The sequence below is a fragment of the Leptolyngbya sp. FACHB-261 genome (assembly GCF_014696065.1).
Classification (GTDB): domain Bacteria; phylum Cyanobacteriota; class Cyanobacteriia; order FACHB-261; family FACHB-261; genus FACHB-261.
This window is the reverse complement of sequence record NZ_JACJPL010000026.1, coordinates 156,061-173,197: the sequence shown is the minus strand read 5'-3', so window position 1 is coordinate 173,197 and position 17,137 is coordinate 156,061. Positions and strand designations below refer to the sequence as shown.

The following is a 17,137-nucleotide window of genomic DNA, read 5'->3' as shown; positions in this document are numbered from 1 at the left end:
TCCCTAATTCTTTGCGCTTGTTGTGATTTAGAGCGTAAAAGATGCCGCAAGTTCTTACAAGAATGTACATTTTTGTTAGGTACGGTACTTTAATGAAAGAAATGCAGTCCTATCAGGAGAAAAAAGTTTTGAAAGGAGTGCCAAATGTAGCAGAGGTTGTAGAGGCTGTTTTTGGTTGCAAATGGTCACTCCGTATCTTGGGCCTTATCCGCAGGGGTGTCTGCCGCCCTGGTGCTATTGAGCGTGAGCTAGAGGGACTAACACCTAAAGTTGGAAACTACTACTTCCGCCGTATGGTAAGCCTGGGTATCCTAGAGAGGGTTGTGTATCCTGAAGTTCCACCTCATGTGGAGTATCAACTTACAGATTTTGGGCTGCGTTTCATGCCAATTCTAGATTCCATTGAGGAGCTGCAGCGACAACTTGAGGCACAGCAACAGGACCAAGATTTGATAGAGAGCCAGGCAACCGTCTAACCATTTAAATGCAGCAGACTTTCGTCAGCCCCTGCAGTTAGGTTCGAGGTTACTGCAGGGGCTGACTTGAGCCACTATGTCGCTGGTTGGTCAGCGAGGGCAGCAGCCTAAAAGTTATTTTTGAGCATTCAGAACCAAGCGAGTTGCACTTTGTAGTATTCTGTAGTACGATTGGCAAAGTTTACAGATTCTTATTGCTATTGCCTATGAATCAGCAGACCTATCTAAAAGTGCCTTTTGTTTGGGAAGAGCATAGACCGCTGATTGAAGTTCCACAGCGGTTAACCTTCAAACCTGTCAATGCAATGCATGGCAACCAACTGATCTCAATCGTTGTCCGTGTTTGGGCTTCGTCAATGAATCCAAGTCATCAGAGGAAAGTTTCAGAACCCGAGCCTCACCAAGCAGTTGAAAGATATTTGAGCTCGGCAAGCGATGACTTCTCGTATCAAGATAGCTGGTGGCAGTTTGGGATTAACGAGAGCGGGGACGTTGTAGGATTTGTGCTTCCTGTCATCTTTAAAAACTGTGCCAAAGAAGATTTAGAAGAAGCAACTATCTACGATATCGGAGTTGTGCCAGAGTACCGAGGATTGGGTTTTGCAAACGATCTGTTGTTGCAAGGAACACGAATGTTACAAGATATCGGAGTTTGGCGAATATTTTGTGACACAGATGTCAACAATGTGCGGATGATTTCTACGTTCAAGCGGGTTGGATATCGACAGTACGGCGAACGTTGGGAGCGTCCCATTTAAGAATTCTGTGTGTTGCAAGACATAACAATGCCAATGCACACCGACTACTAAGAGCTTGCTGACTAAGCGTCTGAGGTTATCTGCAGTGGGTGACAAGCAACCTTAGGCAGCTTGAGCACCTAGGAACCTCGCGTCTTTTGGAGTCTATACAAAATGCACATTGAACCATACACCCCCCACCAACTTGATGCCGTTATTCGTCTTTCGCTTCGGGCATGGGGTCCGGTCTTTGATTCGATTCAAAACGCGATGGACGCTGATGTGTACCAGGCATTCTATCCCGATAATTGGCGTGTGAGCCAGCAAAAAGCTGTCGAGGATGTTTGTGCTGGGGAAGACACGAATGTATGGGTTGCTATCGATGCAGGTTCAACTGTGGGCTTTGTAGCCGTGAAACTAGATTCCGAGTCCAGCATGGGTGAAATCTACATGGTCGCCGTCGACCCAGACTTCCAAGGTCAGGGTATTGGCAGCGCTCTTATAGAATTCACTCTTGATTGGATGAAAGACGCTGGGATGTCTGTTGCGATGGTAGAGACTGGAGGCGACCCCGGTCATGCTCCAGCACGTCGCACCTATGAAAAGCTAGGCTTCGGGCTGCTTCCAATCGCTAGGTACTTCAAGAAGCTATAGGTGCGGATGGCACCTTCGAGATCTCCTGCTACTGCTTTTACACTTACACAGAGTTCTCTATGATTCGACCGACTACGCCCGATGACACCGCCGCGCTGCTCGCCATAGCAGACGTGATTGGCTTTCAGCCGAATGAGCTTGAGGAGCTGAGCGAAATGCTGGCCGATTACTTCGGTAGCGACAGCAACAGTGATCATTTCTGGATCACTGACGACGACGACGGACCGGTGGGGGTCGCCTACTGCGAGCCGGAACGGATGACCGATCAGACGTGGAACCTGCAATTGATCGCCATCCGACCCGACCGCCAGGGACAAGGACGCGGTGGGACACTGCTGCGCTACGTTGAACAAACGTTGGCTGCGCGGGGCGGGCGCATGCTGCTGGTGGAAACGTCAGGGTTACCGGGCTTCGAGCGCACGCGGGCATTCTACCGCAAGTGCGGTTACGACGAGGAAGCGCGGATCCGCGACTTCTACAGTGCAGGCGATGACAAGATCGTTTATCGCAAGGCACTGACACCTCAGGAGCAGTGGGCTGGACGTAGCCTCTCTGAGCACTGACACCGAAGCCGTTGTAGCTAGAAGCGTTAAGCGATCAGTTCTAAAGGGTTGGTGCTGCGATTGCAGCATCGCAGCCTAAACAGATAAGTGCAGACAGACGGCACACAAATCTGACCGATTTGTGTGTTGAAGGTAGGCATTGACTTTTCACAAGTGCAACCCACTACACCTGTAACCCACCACACCAGTCATTGATTGCAATTTGTGCTCGTCCCACCATCATATGGCAATGTTCGGAATGAAGACGGGCTTGGTCGATGGCTTCAGAAAGAAGCTTCAGGAGATTTTTTGTAGGGGAAGTTGACTGAAGTCTACCCGATCGAGCTCTAGAAAAATTGAAGCGCTCAGTCTATATTAACTTTGAGCTCAATAACAAATTGACATAACCATCGACCCGGAAATTGATAGCGAGTAGCTCCCATCCGGTCCCTAGAGATGAGCCTTTATGCAACTTCGGCAGTCTTTAACATCCAATTGATTGCCCGGTTGTTAATGATTGGGGTCACTTACTTTATGATTTCGCGTTATTCTATGTTTCCTCAAGGCTTGCCGTGTAGTGCAATTTATTTGCCCATCAACTATCAGAACGCTCAAGCGTGAGAGGTGATAGTGGCGCAAGATGCAATCTTCAGTCCTTTTTTTGCAACAGTGTTTCTGAAACTCCTGGTCTGGGTGTACATATACATCCGTCATATCAGTTTCATCACAAGTAGAAAGCTCCACCCGAAAGACCTCGCTGCACCTGGAAAACTGGCGCAAATATCGCTACCAAATGTATCCAATCCCTTGGACAGCCTAAAGAATCTGTTCGAGATTCCGGTGCTTTTCTATGCACTTGTCTCATATGTCTCTATCATGAAGCAGGTAGACGTAATGTATGTAAACGCCGCGTGGGTCTTTGTTGCGTTTTGTGCATTGCATAGCGTTGTCCATTGCGCATCCAATTTCGTCATGCTTCGGTTCTACCTCTATCTATTTGCTACACTCACAGTGTCGTTCATCGCAATGCGCGTAACCCTTATTCATTTCAACGTGTAAGTTTACTAACATACCTATTCAGCATAATAAATTATTGAACTTCGATGAGGAAGTACTCAAATCAGGTTATTGTCAGACCGAGATATAAGTAAGCTTGGTGTAAACTTCAAATAGTGATTCAGGCTGACATTGCAAGGAGACACATGAATTCGTTTCTCGTCTACAGTGCTCTGATTGCCACGGCTACATCACTCCTCAGCATTTGCACACCCGCGCTCGCGAACGTGCCACCAGGCAAAGCTTCTAACGCAAGGGAAAAAATCACAAGTTCACCTTCGAGCCGCCTTCAACAGTGGGTGGAGCGGGCGTGGCAGATTATTGATGAGAATTACGTCGACCCAAATTTTAGTGGGCTAAATTGGCAGCAGATTCGTGAGGCAATACAATCCCATCGTTACACCTCATCAGAAGATGCCTACGCAGCCATTCGAGCGATACTTGGTCAGCTTAACGACCCGGCAACCCGCCTCTTAACGCCTCAACAATTTGCAGGGTTTGAACGGGAGGTTACAGGTCAGCCTCATATTGGAGTGGGATTGCCTGAGTTGTTATCACTTGACATTGACGAACAAACTCGAAAACTAACAGTGGTAACCCCTGCCCCTAATACTCCCGCTGCTGAGGCTGGATTGCGTCCTAATGATCGTGTCCTTAGGATCAATGGCATCTCAACGCATGGGATGGATTTAGGCGATGCGGCAATGAGGCTGCGAGGTAGCGCAGGTTCGACGGTGCAGTTAACTATTCAACGGAACAATTCAGTCTTTGATGTCATATTGAGCCGTAGAGAGATTACGCCCATCCCAGCAGTTAAGGCAAGGTTGGAAGCAGTTTGGCAAGGACGACAAGTTGGGTACATTATTCTCAATCAGTTCACAGCATCATCTCCTCAGCAATTGAAAACAGCACTTGAACACATCCAAAATGCTGATGGCTTTGTGCTAGATTTGCGCAACAATCCCGGTGGTTCTGTATCTGCGCTTCAGGAAATTGCAGGATTCTTCTTAGGAGAGAGTACCATCGGTATATCAGTCGAGCGAAGCGGCACAACCGAACTTCGTTCCATAGGGCTACAGTTGACAGATAAGCCATTGGTGGTGCTTGTCAATGAAGGAACAGCCAGCGCAGCCGAGTTTCTGGCTGGCGCGCTTCTAGAGGCTAAACGAGCTACGGTTGTGGGAACACCGACGTTTGGCAAAGGGATAGTGCACAACTTCTTGCCGCTTGCGGATGGGGCTGTCGTTGCTGTGACAACTGGACAAGTGAGAACACCAAGCGGTCATCCAATTCTTGGTTCTGGTATCATCCCAAACGTGCGCGTAGACATGGAAAATTCTCCATTGTTGGATTCAACAATCGTGTTTGCTTCTTGGTCAGATATTCAATATCGCCACGCAATTGAACAGTTAATTATGCGAACAGAGGGAAATTCTCCAGCAGCAACTATACGTGGTCGAACGACTGCTTTGCAGCGGACTGATTGAAGTCTCAAGGTTGTGGCCAGGACACATAGTCACCGCTGAACGCAACCGTTAGGCTGATTAGGTTACGTTGACTGGTAAAATCCCTAAAAGTCTTTCAAGGCAGACTTTCAGGTAGATTGATGTACTTTCTGAACAACTTCGAATGGCTAATCCCGGCACTGATCCAGTGACTACAGCTCTTGCCCGACTACGAGCGGTGTTCTGGGGGTAGCTGTCTGCTGGCTCCTAGCTAGGTCGAGACACTTTTGAACGAGGCTAGATTAGTCGATATTCGGGTGCTAGCAAGCCCGCCTGGTGCTCTCGTAGCACTTGTTGCGGCCCGCTGCATGCCACATCTCGTAGGCTAGCTAAAGCTTTCACGCCGTGCTGTAAACGAAAGAGTTACCCAACAACACCAAGGTACGGTTGGCTAGCTGGGCTGGCATTGGTTACGAGGAAAGCGCCGTTTCTTAAAGAAACAGCGCTACTTTGCAGGTAGTGTATATATTGGTTTAGGGATGACAACTTTGCTATCGAGTTCCAGAAGCAAGTAATCATGGCATTCGAGAGGTTGTGAAATAGGAGAGAATTACTAAGAGGAGCAATCTAAGGGCTAGCTTAACAGTAGTCTTGAACCGCAACTCCAAGGCAGCCAATCATTTTAAAGGCAAGTATAGATGAATCGCTTTCAGGGCAGCACAATCCTTCTTCTACTACGCAATGGAATTGCAAACGACTGGACAAGCTTATGTATTCAATGTAGATTACAGCCTCATGAATATCACACCGCACATGGGATCCTCCGTCATACTCTTGATGAACTTCGAGAAGCTGGCCTTATAGAGTTTACAGCTGAAGAAGGAGATCGTTGGGGTCACCCAGCAATTGGCAAGATTAAAGTTTCAAAACAATGGGAAAAGATTCAGAACGCGCTTGGAATTAGCTTGACACAAGTATCTAAGCTAGATCCCAACAAGTCCATGATTGTGAAACCTTATTTTGGATTACCGAATAAGTCCATTAGCAGCGCTGATATATTTGTCTTAATGCCATTTAAACCGGAAATGAAGCCTCTATATGATGACCACATTGTAAAAGTGGCGGCGGATTTGAATTTGAGTATTGCGCGTGGAGATGACTTCTCGACTGCCCATTCTGTCATGTTGGATGTCTGGGGTGCTATTTGTTCAGCGAAAGTGATAATTGCAGACTGCACAGAGCGCAATCCAAACGTTTTCTATGAGATTGGGCTTGGACACGTGATTGGAAAACCCGTTATCCTAATCACCCAAAATAATGATGATGTACCGTTTGATATAAAACACATGCGTTATATCCAATATTCATATACTCCACGAGGGATACAAGAGTTCGAGAAACGTCTTACCGAGACCATCAAAACTGTCTTGCGAGTTGAACGGGGAAGTTAAAGTGCTTGATGGATTATAAAATCTTGACCGAAACACGCAGACTGTGAATGGGCTCAGGTTATCGTTAGGAACATAATTTAGAAATTATCTGTTGGAAACTAAGTTCAAGAGGTTGCAAGTTCAACAGCGCCGGTTTTGTTTAGTTGCCCGTTCACCTCATAAGCATCGCCGCAGCTCGTGGGCAACTGCATCGCACCGGAAACAGGCTAAAGCATTTTGCCTATCCACCTGAAGCTGCATACTATACAGAAGCCTTCTCTCTAATATGTTGCGGACAGATCAGAACTTGAGCGTTACAGAGGAGGCTAGCCAAGGGGCAGGAGCAGCTTGTAGGCAACGACTGAGCCAGAACAGGTGAACTGTCTGTAGAACAGGTCTAATGAATTCGCGGCGGAAATTTAAGATTGGAGCATGAGCCAACCCCAATACACATTACCCTAAAAGGCTTAGTCCAAAGTTATGTACTAGCTGATTTGAAATTGGTCAGCTTATCTCGAGCTGAGAGCCGTTTGCCATGAGAAATTGATCAATAAAACAGGAACATGGTCAAGATCAACAATCTTCAATTGCTCATCGTCGAACGAATTCACATCGAAGCACTCCTGCGCAGCAAGAGCGAGCTTGCAGAAATGTTACAGGTCACTGTGCCCAAGAGCTGGCCTCACTTTCCAGAAGCATTTTCCCTCCCTGCCGACGAAGCTCGCGAATCTAGCCCAGATCTCAGAGAGTGGCATGGATACTTCTTTATTCACCCAGAAGAGGGAATGCTTGTTGGCAATGGAGGTTTCAAAGGCCCGCCTGATGAGTCAGGCACTGTAGAAATAGGATATGAAATTGCTTCCGAATATTGGAATCGCGGATTTGCAACGGAGGCAGCACAGCAACTGATCGATTGCGCTTTCGCTCACGAGGCGGTGCAAGTTGTCATGGCTCATACCTTGGCTGAGAGAAACGCCTCGAATAGAGTCTTGCAGAAAGTGGGAATGACATTCATTGCCGAAATTGATGACCCTGAAGAAGGCAAGCTATGGCGTTGGCAGATCAGCCGGGATGGTTATCCTCCGACCTGACCCATAATGCCACCCAACATGCGGCTGTGTCAGACAGCACATTAGAGCCTACAGGCTTCATCGAAGGTTGCCTTGTCGCCGATGAGCCAATCAGTTAGACCTCTATGTTAGTGTGTGAATATTGAGTTACTAGCGAGTTAAAAGAGAGTTTGTATGGCTTCTGAAGATACCGATCTCAAACAGCGTTCTGCCACTACCGCTATCTACCGATTTTTGGGAGGATCTGCTCTTGGTGCTTTTATGGTGATCATTCCTTACTCGTTATCATCTACAGAATTGAATTTGCCTAATATAGGAATTGCATCATTGCTGATTATACTGTGCGGGTCACTATCGAGTGTATTCGGCGAAAGATTTGTCAAATCCTTACTACGAGCATTAGAGTCCTCTAGCCTTTATTAAGTTCATGGCTATGTTTTTCAGCTAACAAACCTGGTGCAGTGGGTTGATAGAGACTGTCAGTTAAGTTACAGAGTGACTGGCAACCACTGACCAGGAATGTTAGTTGGCTTCATACTTAGATCTTGCACTTGCCATTGAGGTGATCAATTACACAGAAAGTCTTGGCAGTGATTCGTTGGGACAGACGATCTTCACCAAAAGAGTATGCGACGCGGTAAGATTACAAAATTCTAACTTGCTTTAACAAGCAGAAATGGAGCGCGCACGAAAATGGGCAAAGGGAGATTAGAAGCATTTAGCGATGGGGTGATGGCCATTATCATCACCATAATGGTTCTGGAATTAAAAGTGCCTCATGAAGCTGATTTAGCCGCGCTACGCCCGCTAGTTCCAGTATTCCTGAGCTATGTACTTAGTTTTATTTATCTCGGTATCTACTGGAACAACCACCATCACTTGTTACAGGCAGTTCGAAATGTCAATGGTAGTGTTCTGTGGGCTAATCTGCATCTGTTGTTCTGGTTGTCACTAATTCCCTTTGTTACTGGTTGGACCGGGGAAAACCACTTTGTCCCCTTGCCAGTTGCCCTTTACGGCACAGTGCTGTTGTCTTCTGGGATTGCTTACTTCATTCTTACTCGTGTTCTGATCGCTCACCACGGTAAAGATTCCACTCTGGCAATTGCACTTGGGCGGGACTTTAAGAACAAGATAACAGTTGTGCTTTATGCTGTAGCAATTCCGCTTTCCTTTTTGAACTCATGGGTTGCCTTCATGCTATATGTTTTAGTCGCAATCATGTGGCTTGTCCCTGACCGTCGCATTGAGAAGACGCTAGCCTCCTGAGGAACGCAGTTCCACGCAGAAACATCGTCAGCTAGTTAACACTCCGCCGAACCGAAACGGAGAAGCTATCTATTGAATTCAAAGACTATCACCATCCAGTTATTTAACAATTTTCGGGCACTGACAAGTGAGAGGGTTGAGTTTACAAAGGGTAAGATTGGTGTCCTGCTCTACAAGTGGTGTGGCAGTAGATTGAAAGTCACTGAGTATTGAGAGAGAATTAGCGCAGCTTTTCACTTTATAGATGTTGCCCCTAGAAATATGCAGAGAACGGCAAGAGAGAAGATGCTAGCGAATGAGCCATACCTTGAGGCTGATCCTGAACTTGTAGAGATGCGTACAAAAGCACAACATCTCTTGTATGAGTTTAATTCATTGCCGCCTGATGAAGCTGAAAGGCGGCGGGAGATTATCCAAGCTCTTTTCGGTGAGGTGGGGCAAATTTTTGCAATACAACCCCCGTTTCGTTGCGATTATGGTTGTCATATCTATGCGAAAGACAATCTGTATATCAATTACGATTGCGTCATCCTAGATTGCAATAAAGTCTATCTGGGTAGCAATGTACTGCTTGCGCCTAAAGTACAAATTTATACGGTGTATCATCCATTAGATCCAGAAGCTAGAAAAACTGGTGTGGAGATAGCTGCTCCAATAACCATTGGTGATAATGTTTGGATTGGCGGCGGAGCCATCGTCTGTCCGGGTATTACGATTGGGGATAATACTACAATTGGCGCAGGAAGTGTTGTCACTAAAGATATTCCAGCGAATGTTGTTGCAGTAGGAAATCCTTGTAGAGTGATCAGAGAGGTATGAAAGCAGCATAGAAATTCTTTTGCAACGCGCGAAAAGGGACTTTTTGACTACCGTTCGAGTTCATCCTATAGCCCCTGAACATTTCTGCCTAAATACCCGAACCGGTGATTTAACCAATTTAAACAAGGAAGCTGTGTTTAACAACAAATTAAGAAGAAGGAAGGTTCATCTTGAAAACTGAACGGCCCGAAGACGTTCTTCAGTTCTGGTTTCCCAGCCAAGCAAACCCTGCTCAAGCAGCAATGGTTCGGCAGTGGGATAGGTGGTTTCGTGGAGGAACCAACGCTGAGGTAACCGAGCATTTTGCACCACTGCTGGAACGAGCTGTGCAGGGTGAACTCGATGCCTGGTCGTGCGAGCCACAGTCACGCCTCGCACTGATCCTCGTCCTCGACCAGTTCTCACGAACTATCTATCGGGGAACGGCTCAAGCCTTCGCTCAGGACTCGAAGGCTCGGGCACTGACCCTTGAAGGAATCGACCTTGGTCACTACGCAGCTCTTGAGACTCCTTGGGAGAAGACCTTCTTCTTGCTACCACTAGGGCATGCTGAGGATCTCAGCAACCTAGAGCTAGCGATCAAGCTGGCAGATGGCCTTGTGCAGGAAGCGCCACCGGAGCATCGACCGTTGCTGGAGTTTTCTGCAGGGCAAGCGCGTAGACATCGAGACGTGATTGCCCTGTTTGGCCGTCAGCCTCATCGCAACGAGGTCCTAGGGCGCCAATCAACTCCCGAGGAACTGGAGTACCTTGCGACTGGCCAGCTCGTACATACACGTTCGATGCCCTCTGACCTATCGCAATTTCTCTCCAATCCTTAAAACAGCTCAGCCATCTTTTGACATCTATAACATCAGCAAAATTCCCTTAGCCAATTCGCCTGACAAGTCGGTAAAAGCAGACTGCCGAAAGCCATTGCGGTTGTTGTCAAGGTTGTTTCTAGCGGCTGGTTTGAGCCTTAGCCTGTTGAATGATTGTAGAGCTGTAATAGAAAGGTTTCCTGTGGGTGTTGGATATCAATGGATGGGAGGTTCCACGCTTAAGTTCAGCTCTATTAGCCGCCACTCGATTTTGCCGTTAGTTCGCTTTATCCTTGCCGAATTTAAGCTAAGAAAGAAATTGCCGTGAGGATGCCGATAGGAGCCTCAACCAATTCTGTGCCCCAGTTTTAGGAACACATTCTTTAGATCTTTTCTCTACTGGCTTGGTTAGGTTAGCTCGGAGCTAGGGATACGCTCCAAAGTTTTTGCTTTAGGAGAACTTGTTTCAGAGTTATCAGACTCACATACTCGTTACTGTGATAAGCAAGGTCAAGTTCGGCTAGCTTATTGCACATGTCTGTATCTAGCAACTTCGTAACTACAACCTCACAGCAAACTAACAGAGCCTATACATGCCTACTGATGCAAGTCAATTGACTATGATGCAGAAGTTATTGGCGGTGGGTGTAAGCAACACTGGACTGTTAAATCATTGCAAGGTGCAGTCAAGAAGATATCTTCAAAGCACGATCGCAAGAAATTGATAGACAATTGCCAACATTTTTCCTAAATTGTCCAAAAGCAGGTGTAAATGGGAGCTAGCAACATGAGCCTTGGGCTAAGTGGGAAGGTCGCGATCGTCACGGGTGGAAGTTCTGGCATCGGTCGAGCCACTGCAATTGAGTTAGCCAGACAAGGAGTGAAGGTCGTTGTTGCGGCCCGCAGAGAGGCAGAAGGGGAGGAAACAGTTCGTCAGGTCAAAGCGACTGGTGGTGATGGTTTTTTCGTTAAAACTGATGTAACGAAGGCAGCAGATATTGAGGTACTGATCACCAAGACTTTAGAGACTTATAGCCGGCTCGATTGTGTTTTCAACAATGCTGGGACTGGTAAAGCGGTCCCTCTAGTTGAACTGTCAGAGCAGGGATGGGACTCAGAATTGAGCGTCAACCTGAAAGCAGTGTGGTTGTCTATGAAATATGAGATTCCAGCTCTGCTCAAAAGCGGAGGTGGAGCGATTGTCAATATGGCATCTCAAGGCGGTGGTGTAATCGGTGTGCCCAACTTCGCCAGCTACACCGCAGCCAAAGGCGGCGTAGTGGCTCTAACCCGAACAGCCGCCATGGAATACGGGGGACAAGGTGTTCGGGTCAACTGCGTTAGCCCAGGTCTAATTCTGACTGATTTGCTTGCTGAGGTTCCTGATGACACCCTGGAGCAAATGGAGGCAAGTGTACCTCTCAAGCGGGGTGGAAAACCAGAGGAGATTGCTAAAGCAGTAGCTTGGCTATGTTCTGACGATGCTTCTTACATCACCGGGCATAACTTGGTTATTGATGGTGGCTATACAGCACAGTAGATTACGATCGTTTCTTTAAAGCGAGTTGTTATGAGATCCTAGTGGTTAATGGGTTTCGACAACCTAAAGGGAGGAGTCAAGCTGATGTCAAAACTTGGCTTTTTGGGTTATAGAGTAATCCTAACTGTCCTAATTATCCTGGTTGGAACAGGTTTGACGATATCCTCCTTAGGCTACAAACGGCCAGCTAACTGCCAGCAGTTGTGCATAAAAGAACCCTGTCAGATAGATCAGTGTAAATTTGGTGAGCAAAGGGCAGGCTTCCTATTGCCAATGGTTTGGGATCACGAAATAGGTTCTCCCACAAGCGGCTGGGGCAAAGTCGGGTTGGAGGATTATATCTCTAGGAACCCAGCAACATTTGTTCTGAATATTATGTTCTATAGCTTTCTAGTATGGCTATTTTGGAGAGCCATTATTCTAAGCAGTCGTTACTTGCGGCCATGAAAGCTATGAAGGACGCCAGAACAAGTCATTAAGCATTAAACAAATCTCTTCATATCGAACTCCGAAAGTTATTGGCACCTGGCGAGCGCAAAAATCATACCAATTCTGTAGCCGCTCAGACGAGTTGGGTATAGGCACATTTTTAGCTGAGTAATATTGCGAGACGGGGGTACACCAAACAACCGCCTGTATTCACGGCTGAACTGTGACGGTCTTTCACCCCACAGGCTGACTAGCAATCGCTGCATCCATGCCTTACCCCAGCCTTAAGCGGCGAGCTTCCTGAAACCTCAATTTTGAGCCAATTGATCGCCCGTGTTGCTCGCCCGAAGCTGATGATCAACCAGGAGAATTTGACGCAAGGGCGCACTGTACTCACCGCATAGCAAACGGTAGAGGATTTCTCGCCCCTCTGAAGGGGCGAGGATGCTAATTCAACGCTGTAAGAGTTTTATTGCCACTTGTCCCATTTGCTGTGCGTAGGCAAGCTGCACTAACAGCATTCCTGCGGGTTCAACATAGCGGGCATTTCGGAGGGGCCCCGCATCAATGGCCTCACACTCCGTTTCTTGCAGCAAGCCAGCCACAATTGTCTTGGCTTCCGCATCATCCCCGCAGTAAAACACAGTTGGAGTCTGCCCATTAAACTGGGTGGAGGGAGAATGCAACACCTCCGCAAATAATGGCATCGATTCTACCAAGCGGGCACCAGGTGCTAGTTTGGCGATTTCCTCAGCGGCGGATGTGGTTGTGCCAACAGCCAATCCACTCATGTCAGGCAAAAGAGCATTGACACAACTAAACAGGATCTTGCTATCCAATGAACCTGCTTGCTGCAGTGCATCTTCAACCGCAGCCCAAGCGACCGATAGCACAACGACATCAGCAAATTGCACAGCTTCAGCAGGCGTGCCTGTCAAAGTATCTGCGCTGACAGAGGCTGCCGTTGCCTTCAGTTTTTCTAAACTGCGTGAATAGCTGAACATAAGCTGATGCCCGTTTTTCGCCCAGAATTTGCCCATGCCGGTGCCCATATTGCCCGCACCGATAATGCCAATCTTCATAGTCATGGTGATACTTCTATTGGGTGAGTTTATTGATCTGCTCAATGTTTCGCTTTTGGATATAGCCATTGCGCAAACAACTTGGTTATTCGTGGCATAACGACGTAGGTCATCAGGAATACCATGAGTCCAGTTACGATCAGCGTTCCGAGCAGGGATGGTAGGGAGTGCAATAGTGGAATCACCAGCTGATTCATTAAACTAATCAGGACAAAAATAGTTGCCCACGTAATTACAAACATTTTGTAACGAGGGGGCGGTGGCAATCCGGGTTTGGTTGGTAAGGTGAACCAGGTTTCTAGCCCAGTGAGAACCGAGATTTGCCCCGCATCAACGGTTAGCTGGTTAACTCGCGTTAACAATTGCTGCCGAATTGCCGATGACTCCCACTGTTTGAAATGACTTCCCTGGTCAAACTTGAAGACAACTTGATATTCGGGGTTTGTGTTATTACCAGAGCGAAACACATTCACACCAAGATGTCCTTCATAAGAATGGGCAGCAGTGATTAAGTCGCCAAGGACCTGCTCGAAGGTAGCTTCACAACCTGGCTTTACTCGGTGAAGTACATGGATGGTAACTGGAGGATCGTCAGCATTGTTCAGGGGCTGCATTGGCTCAGAATGATTTACTTCCCAATCGGCAATCCTGGAATGCCAGCTTCTAGGCGAATGACCTTAGCCAGTTCCACTCCTGTAGCAGGTGGAAATGACATACCGCCATTGGTGACAACGTAAACACTTGTGCGGTCGCTTTCACCCCGTCCAAATGCAAGGGCAGTGCTGCCTGTCATACCTGCTTCCGCTTCCGCAATCACGGTTACAGTTCCTTCTGGTGCAATTCTCACAACACTGTTGTAAATGTGAGTAGTTCCGTAGAGATTACCTTCTTGATCAAAGGCAAAGTCATCCAGATTAATCGGAGTCACAAAAACTTCTGGTTCTCCAGGTTGCCCATTCACTATGGGGATTTTGACTAGTTGCATTTTCTCGGTGTTGGATGCGTATAACACTCCATCATAAATTTTCAGCCCATTAACTGCTGGAAATTCTTTGTCAGGAGAACTGCGGACTAAGTAAGGGTGCTCAAGCCAGATGTGAACTGTTTTTTCAGGCACATTGAGTAGCCAAATAACTCCACGGTAGGAGTCAGCAATTAAGATGGGTTCGGTGCCGTCTAGAAGCGAGCCGCCGCTCAAAGGTGTCATGCCATTGAGGAATATGGCATCAGGCAGCGTTACTAAAACACTAGTTTCTCCGTCCGGTGAGATGTTGAACACAGTAGCAACATTCTGTTCATCCCAAGCACTGAGTAGAAGGTTGCCGTTCGGCAGACAGACAAGCCCCGTTGCCTTTCCAGCAATCTTGGCATGAAGGATGGTCTGACCGTCGGCACCAATGCGCCAGACGCTGCCATTTAAGTGATCAGTGATAAACAGAGTGTTATCAGGACTGACAGCAATACTTTCTAGAAATGTATTGGCTGGAAATTCTGCGACTACCTCTGCTGCTACCAGAGCGATTGGCGTTTGGGCAAAAATGGGAGGCAATCCCGATGAAACAACCACGCACAAGTCTCCCTATATTTTCTTCAGTACAGCTAAAACTACACTAAATTCACTCAAATAGTTTTGTATTGGGCATAACTTTCCAATGCTTCTGCACCCTGTTCGCGTCTATAACCTGAAATTTTTTAACCGAAGGGGGCAGTCGTTCGGGACGATCCTTCAAGTGTATCTGTGGATGTTCAGGGCTAAACTACCTTGAGCTTTTGAATGTGGGACTGGTTTACAATTAATCATCGACTGTAAATTTTGATTTGCATTAGAGTTTGGCTCCTACAAAATCGATCGGAACCATCTAAAACTGGTGATTTTAAGCTCACAATGACTCCCAACTCCATGACCCTATCTCCTCTCAGCTGGCCAGAGCTTGAAACGCTCACGAACTTTCAAGTTGATACCGTCAACGGGCCCACCAATGCTCAAGCCCGTTTGCGCTTATTCGGTCAGACTGAAGCTGATGTGCGCGTAACGCTATACCGCGACAACCACGCTTGGTGCCCCTATTGTCAGAAAGTCTGGCTGTGGTTAGAGGAAAAGCAGATCCCCTACCGCATCGAGAAAGTAACAATGTTCTGCTATGGGGAGAAAGAGAGCTGGTACAAACGCAAAGTGCCGTCAGGTATGCTGCCGGCCATCGAGCTGGATGGTCGCGTGATCACGGAAAGCGATGACATCTTGCTCGCCCTGGAACAGGTCTTCGGACCTTTGGGGCCTGGTATGCAAGACCCCAAGGTGCTGCCGCTACGGCGGCTGGAACGAGTTCTCTTTAGAGCCTGGTGTTCCTGGCTTTGCTATCCGGCCGGGTCACCTCGGCAAGAGCAGCGCAACCGAGACCAATTCAAAGGCATAGCGGTCAAGGTTGAGGACGCCCTAAGCAGCACTCCAGGCCCTTATTTTCTAGAGGAATTCAGCACAGCTGACGTTATTTTTACGCCCTATGTCGAGCGTATGAATGCCAGTCTTTACTACTACAAAGGCTACTCACTACGAGAGGAAAACCGGCACTTGGCAGGCTGGTTTGCGGCGATGGAAAGCCGACCGACCTATCGCGGTACTCAGAGTGACTTTCATACCCATGTGCATGATTTGCCCCCCCAGATGGGAGGTTGCTGGGAAAACGGGGAGCCCCAGATGCTACTCAATAAGGCACAGGTGGATCAAGGCCCCTGGTTTGGGTTACCTGATGTGACTTACCCAGAGCCTGAATCCTCCCGCATTGAAGCGCTTCAACGCGTGATCAAGCACCGTGCCAATATCATTCGAGTCAACCCCGCTGATGACCGATTGTTTGATGAAGCCTTGCGTTGCGCCCTAACCTACATGATGACCGGCAAAACTCGTGTGCCGCCCTCAGGGTCTGATGTTGCCCTGAGATATCTGCGCGACAGGGTTAATGTACCCCGGGACATGTCTATCTACGCGGCAAAGCGGCTAAGGGAAGCCCTAGAGAAAACTGCCGCCCTGGTAGGTGATGGTCAGGCCCCCCCCATTCCAGCTAACCATCGGCGCGATCAGGACCCGGCTAACTTTGTCAGGACCTAGGCCATTCATACCAGCCAACAGCGATCGCCCCGTGCAAACTCACTGACTATTAAGAGAGCAAGCTTCGAGAGCAAGTGTCACTGAGGAGCAGGGGTGCTTGCATTACAGCGGGCGTCCCGACTCAGCATTGCAAACGTGGCAATTTCTGCAACACTCACCGCCTCAAAAGCCAGGGCAGTACCTGGCTCCATGCAATAGGCCAGTCCTTGCAGCGTTCCATTGGCTCCACCTGGGTCACTGACCAGGCGGTGATAAACCGGATTGGTGAGTGATGGACGATAGCCAAAGACCACCTCATAAAAACTATCCATGCGATCAGGCACCCGATTGAGGTAAGTCGACATGTCCTCCAGGTGGACCGATTGCGCACGATCATTAACGAAGGTGATGTAAAATTTCATCCGCTTCGATTCAGGAAACACTCCCCGAAACCGAGCAGGATTATAGGTGTAGATTCGGGTGGTATTGCCCTGTGCATCTGTTTGAGTTAGGCGTGTCCAATAGCGTCCAAAATAACGCTCAACCGTTTGTGGGCTTTCAGCAAAAATCGTCCGTCCTATTGGGCCTGCTGAGGTTGCTGATGCCGTTTCTGTCAAGCCAGCATTAAATAATATTCCGATTGTCAAACCAATCTTGATCAAACTACCCCGTAGCATCGTTTGCCCTCACCTTGTCCATCGAC

General features: G+C 47.9%; 17 protein-coding genes. 13 read left to right on the top strand and 4 right to left on the bottom strand.

Annotated features, from left to right (window positions below; translation table 11 throughout):
* Window positions 1-41 precede the first annotated feature (41 nt).
* The 12 genes from H6F94_RS16830 (at window position 42) to H6F94_RS16775 (ending at window position 11,838) form a co-directional block, all read left to right on the top strand.
* On the top strand, window positions 42-476 hold the full coding sequence (locus tag H6F94_RS16830) for a winged helix-turn-helix transcriptional regulator (protein ID WP_242041245.1): 435 nt from the start codon (window positions 42-44) through the stop codon (window positions 474-476).
* 206 nt (window positions 477-682) lie between these two features.
* Entirely contained in the window at window positions 683-1,234 is a 552-nt protein-coding gene (locus H6F94_RS16825; protein WP_190803397.1) for a GNAT family N-acetyltransferase, read from the top strand.
* Between the two features lie 153 nt (window positions 1,235-1,387).
* Window positions 1,388-1,867, top strand: coding sequence for a GNAT family N-acetyltransferase (locus H6F94_RS16820; protein WP_190803396.1), 480 nt, complete (start codon window positions 1,388-1,390; stop codon window positions 1,865-1,867).
* A gap of 59 nt (window positions 1,868-1,926) precedes the next feature.
* Window positions 1,927-2,430, top strand: coding sequence for a GNAT family N-acetyltransferase (locus H6F94_RS16815; protein ID WP_190803395.1), 504 nt, complete (start codon window positions 1,927-1,929; stop codon window positions 2,428-2,430).
* 603 nt (window positions 2,431-3,033) lie between these two features.
* Window positions 3,034-3,468 (top strand): MAPEG family protein, encoded by a 435-nt coding sequence (locus H6F94_RS33585; protein ID WP_396426442.1) that lies wholly within the window; start codon window positions 3,034-3,036, stop codon window positions 3,466-3,468.
* A 143-nt stretch (window positions 3,469-3,611) separates the two neighbouring features.
* Entirely contained in the window at window positions 3,612-4,952 is a 1,341-nt protein-coding gene (locus H6F94_RS16805) for a S41 family peptidase (protein ID WP_190803393.1), read from the top strand.
* Between the two features lie 656 nt (window positions 4,953-5,608).
* Complete coding sequence (locus H6F94_RS16800) at window positions 5,609-6,361, top strand: hypothetical protein (protein WP_190803392.1); 753 nt, start codon at window positions 5,609-5,611, stop codon at window positions 6,359-6,361.
* Window positions 6,362-6,903: 542 nt separating this feature from the next.
* A complete protein-coding gene (locus H6F94_RS16795) occupies window positions 6,904-7,431 on the top strand; it encodes a GNAT family N-acetyltransferase (RefSeq protein WP_190803391.1) in 528 nt (175 codons plus the stop codon).
* Between the two features lie 672 nt (window positions 7,432-8,103).
* Window positions 8,104-8,679: a TMEM175 family protein gene (locus H6F94_RS16790; RefSeq protein ID WP_190803390.1), complete on the top strand. Its 576-nt coding sequence runs from the start codon at window positions 8,104-8,106 to the stop codon at window positions 8,677-8,679.
* A gap of 285 nt (window positions 8,680-8,964) precedes the next feature.
* On the top strand, window positions 8,965-9,498 hold the full coding sequence (locus tag H6F94_RS33000; protein WP_277878109.1) for a sugar O-acetyltransferase: 534 nt from the start codon (window positions 8,965-8,967) through the stop codon (window positions 9,496-9,498).
* A gap of 170 nt (window positions 9,499-9,668) precedes the next feature.
* Window positions 9,669-10,319 carry a DUF924 family protein gene (locus H6F94_RS16780; protein WP_190803388.1) on the top strand — a complete coding sequence of 217 codons (651 nt, stop codon included), beginning with the start codon at window positions 9,669-9,671 and terminating at the stop codon, window positions 10,317-10,319.
* Between the two features lie 766 nt (window positions 10,320-11,085).
* Window positions 11,086-11,838 (top strand): glucose 1-dehydrogenase, encoded by a 753-nt coding sequence (locus H6F94_RS16775; protein WP_190803387.1) that lies wholly within the window; start codon window positions 11,086-11,088, stop codon window positions 11,836-11,838.
* Between the two features lie 881 nt (window positions 11,839-12,719).
* Here the strand turns inward: H6F94_RS16775 and H6F94_RS16770 are convergent.
* The 3 genes from H6F94_RS16770 to H6F94_RS16760 are packed head-to-tail and all read right to left on the bottom strand — an operon-like array spanning window position 12,720 to window position 14,916.
* Window positions 12,720-13,355, bottom strand: coding sequence for an NADPH-dependent F420 reductase (locus H6F94_RS16770; RefSeq protein WP_190803386.1), 636 nt, complete (start codon window positions 13,353-13,355; stop codon window positions 12,720-12,722).
* Window positions 13,356-13,390: 35 nt separating this feature from the next.
* Complete coding sequence (locus tag H6F94_RS16765) at window positions 13,391-13,963, bottom strand: antibiotic biosynthesis monooxygenase (protein WP_190803385.1); 573 nt, start codon at window positions 13,961-13,963, stop codon at window positions 13,391-13,393.
* Between the two features lie 14 nt (window positions 13,964-13,977).
* The gene (locus tag H6F94_RS16760; protein ID WP_190803384.1) at window positions 13,978-14,916 is read right to left on the bottom strand and encodes an SMP-30/gluconolactonase/LRE family protein; all 939 of its coding nucleotides are present in this window, start codon (window positions 14,914-14,916) and stop codon (window positions 13,978-13,980) included.
* A gap of 333 nt (window positions 14,917-15,249) precedes the next feature.
* On the opposite strand from H6F94_RS16760, the gene H6F94_RS16755 reads away from it, so the two are divergent.
* Window positions 15,250-16,455 carry a glutathione S-transferase family protein gene (locus H6F94_RS16755; RefSeq protein ID WP_190803383.1) on the top strand — a complete coding sequence of 402 codons (1,206 nt, stop codon included), beginning with the start codon at window positions 15,250-15,252 and terminating at the stop codon, window positions 16,453-16,455.
* Between the two features lie 77 nt (window positions 16,456-16,532).
* Here the strand turns inward: H6F94_RS16755 and H6F94_RS16750 are convergent, their stop codons facing one another.
* A complete protein-coding gene (locus H6F94_RS16750) occupies window positions 16,533-17,111 on the bottom strand; it encodes a hypothetical protein (protein WP_190803382.1) in 579 nt (192 codons plus the stop codon).
* Between the last annotated feature and the right edge of the window lie 26 nt (window positions 17,112-17,137).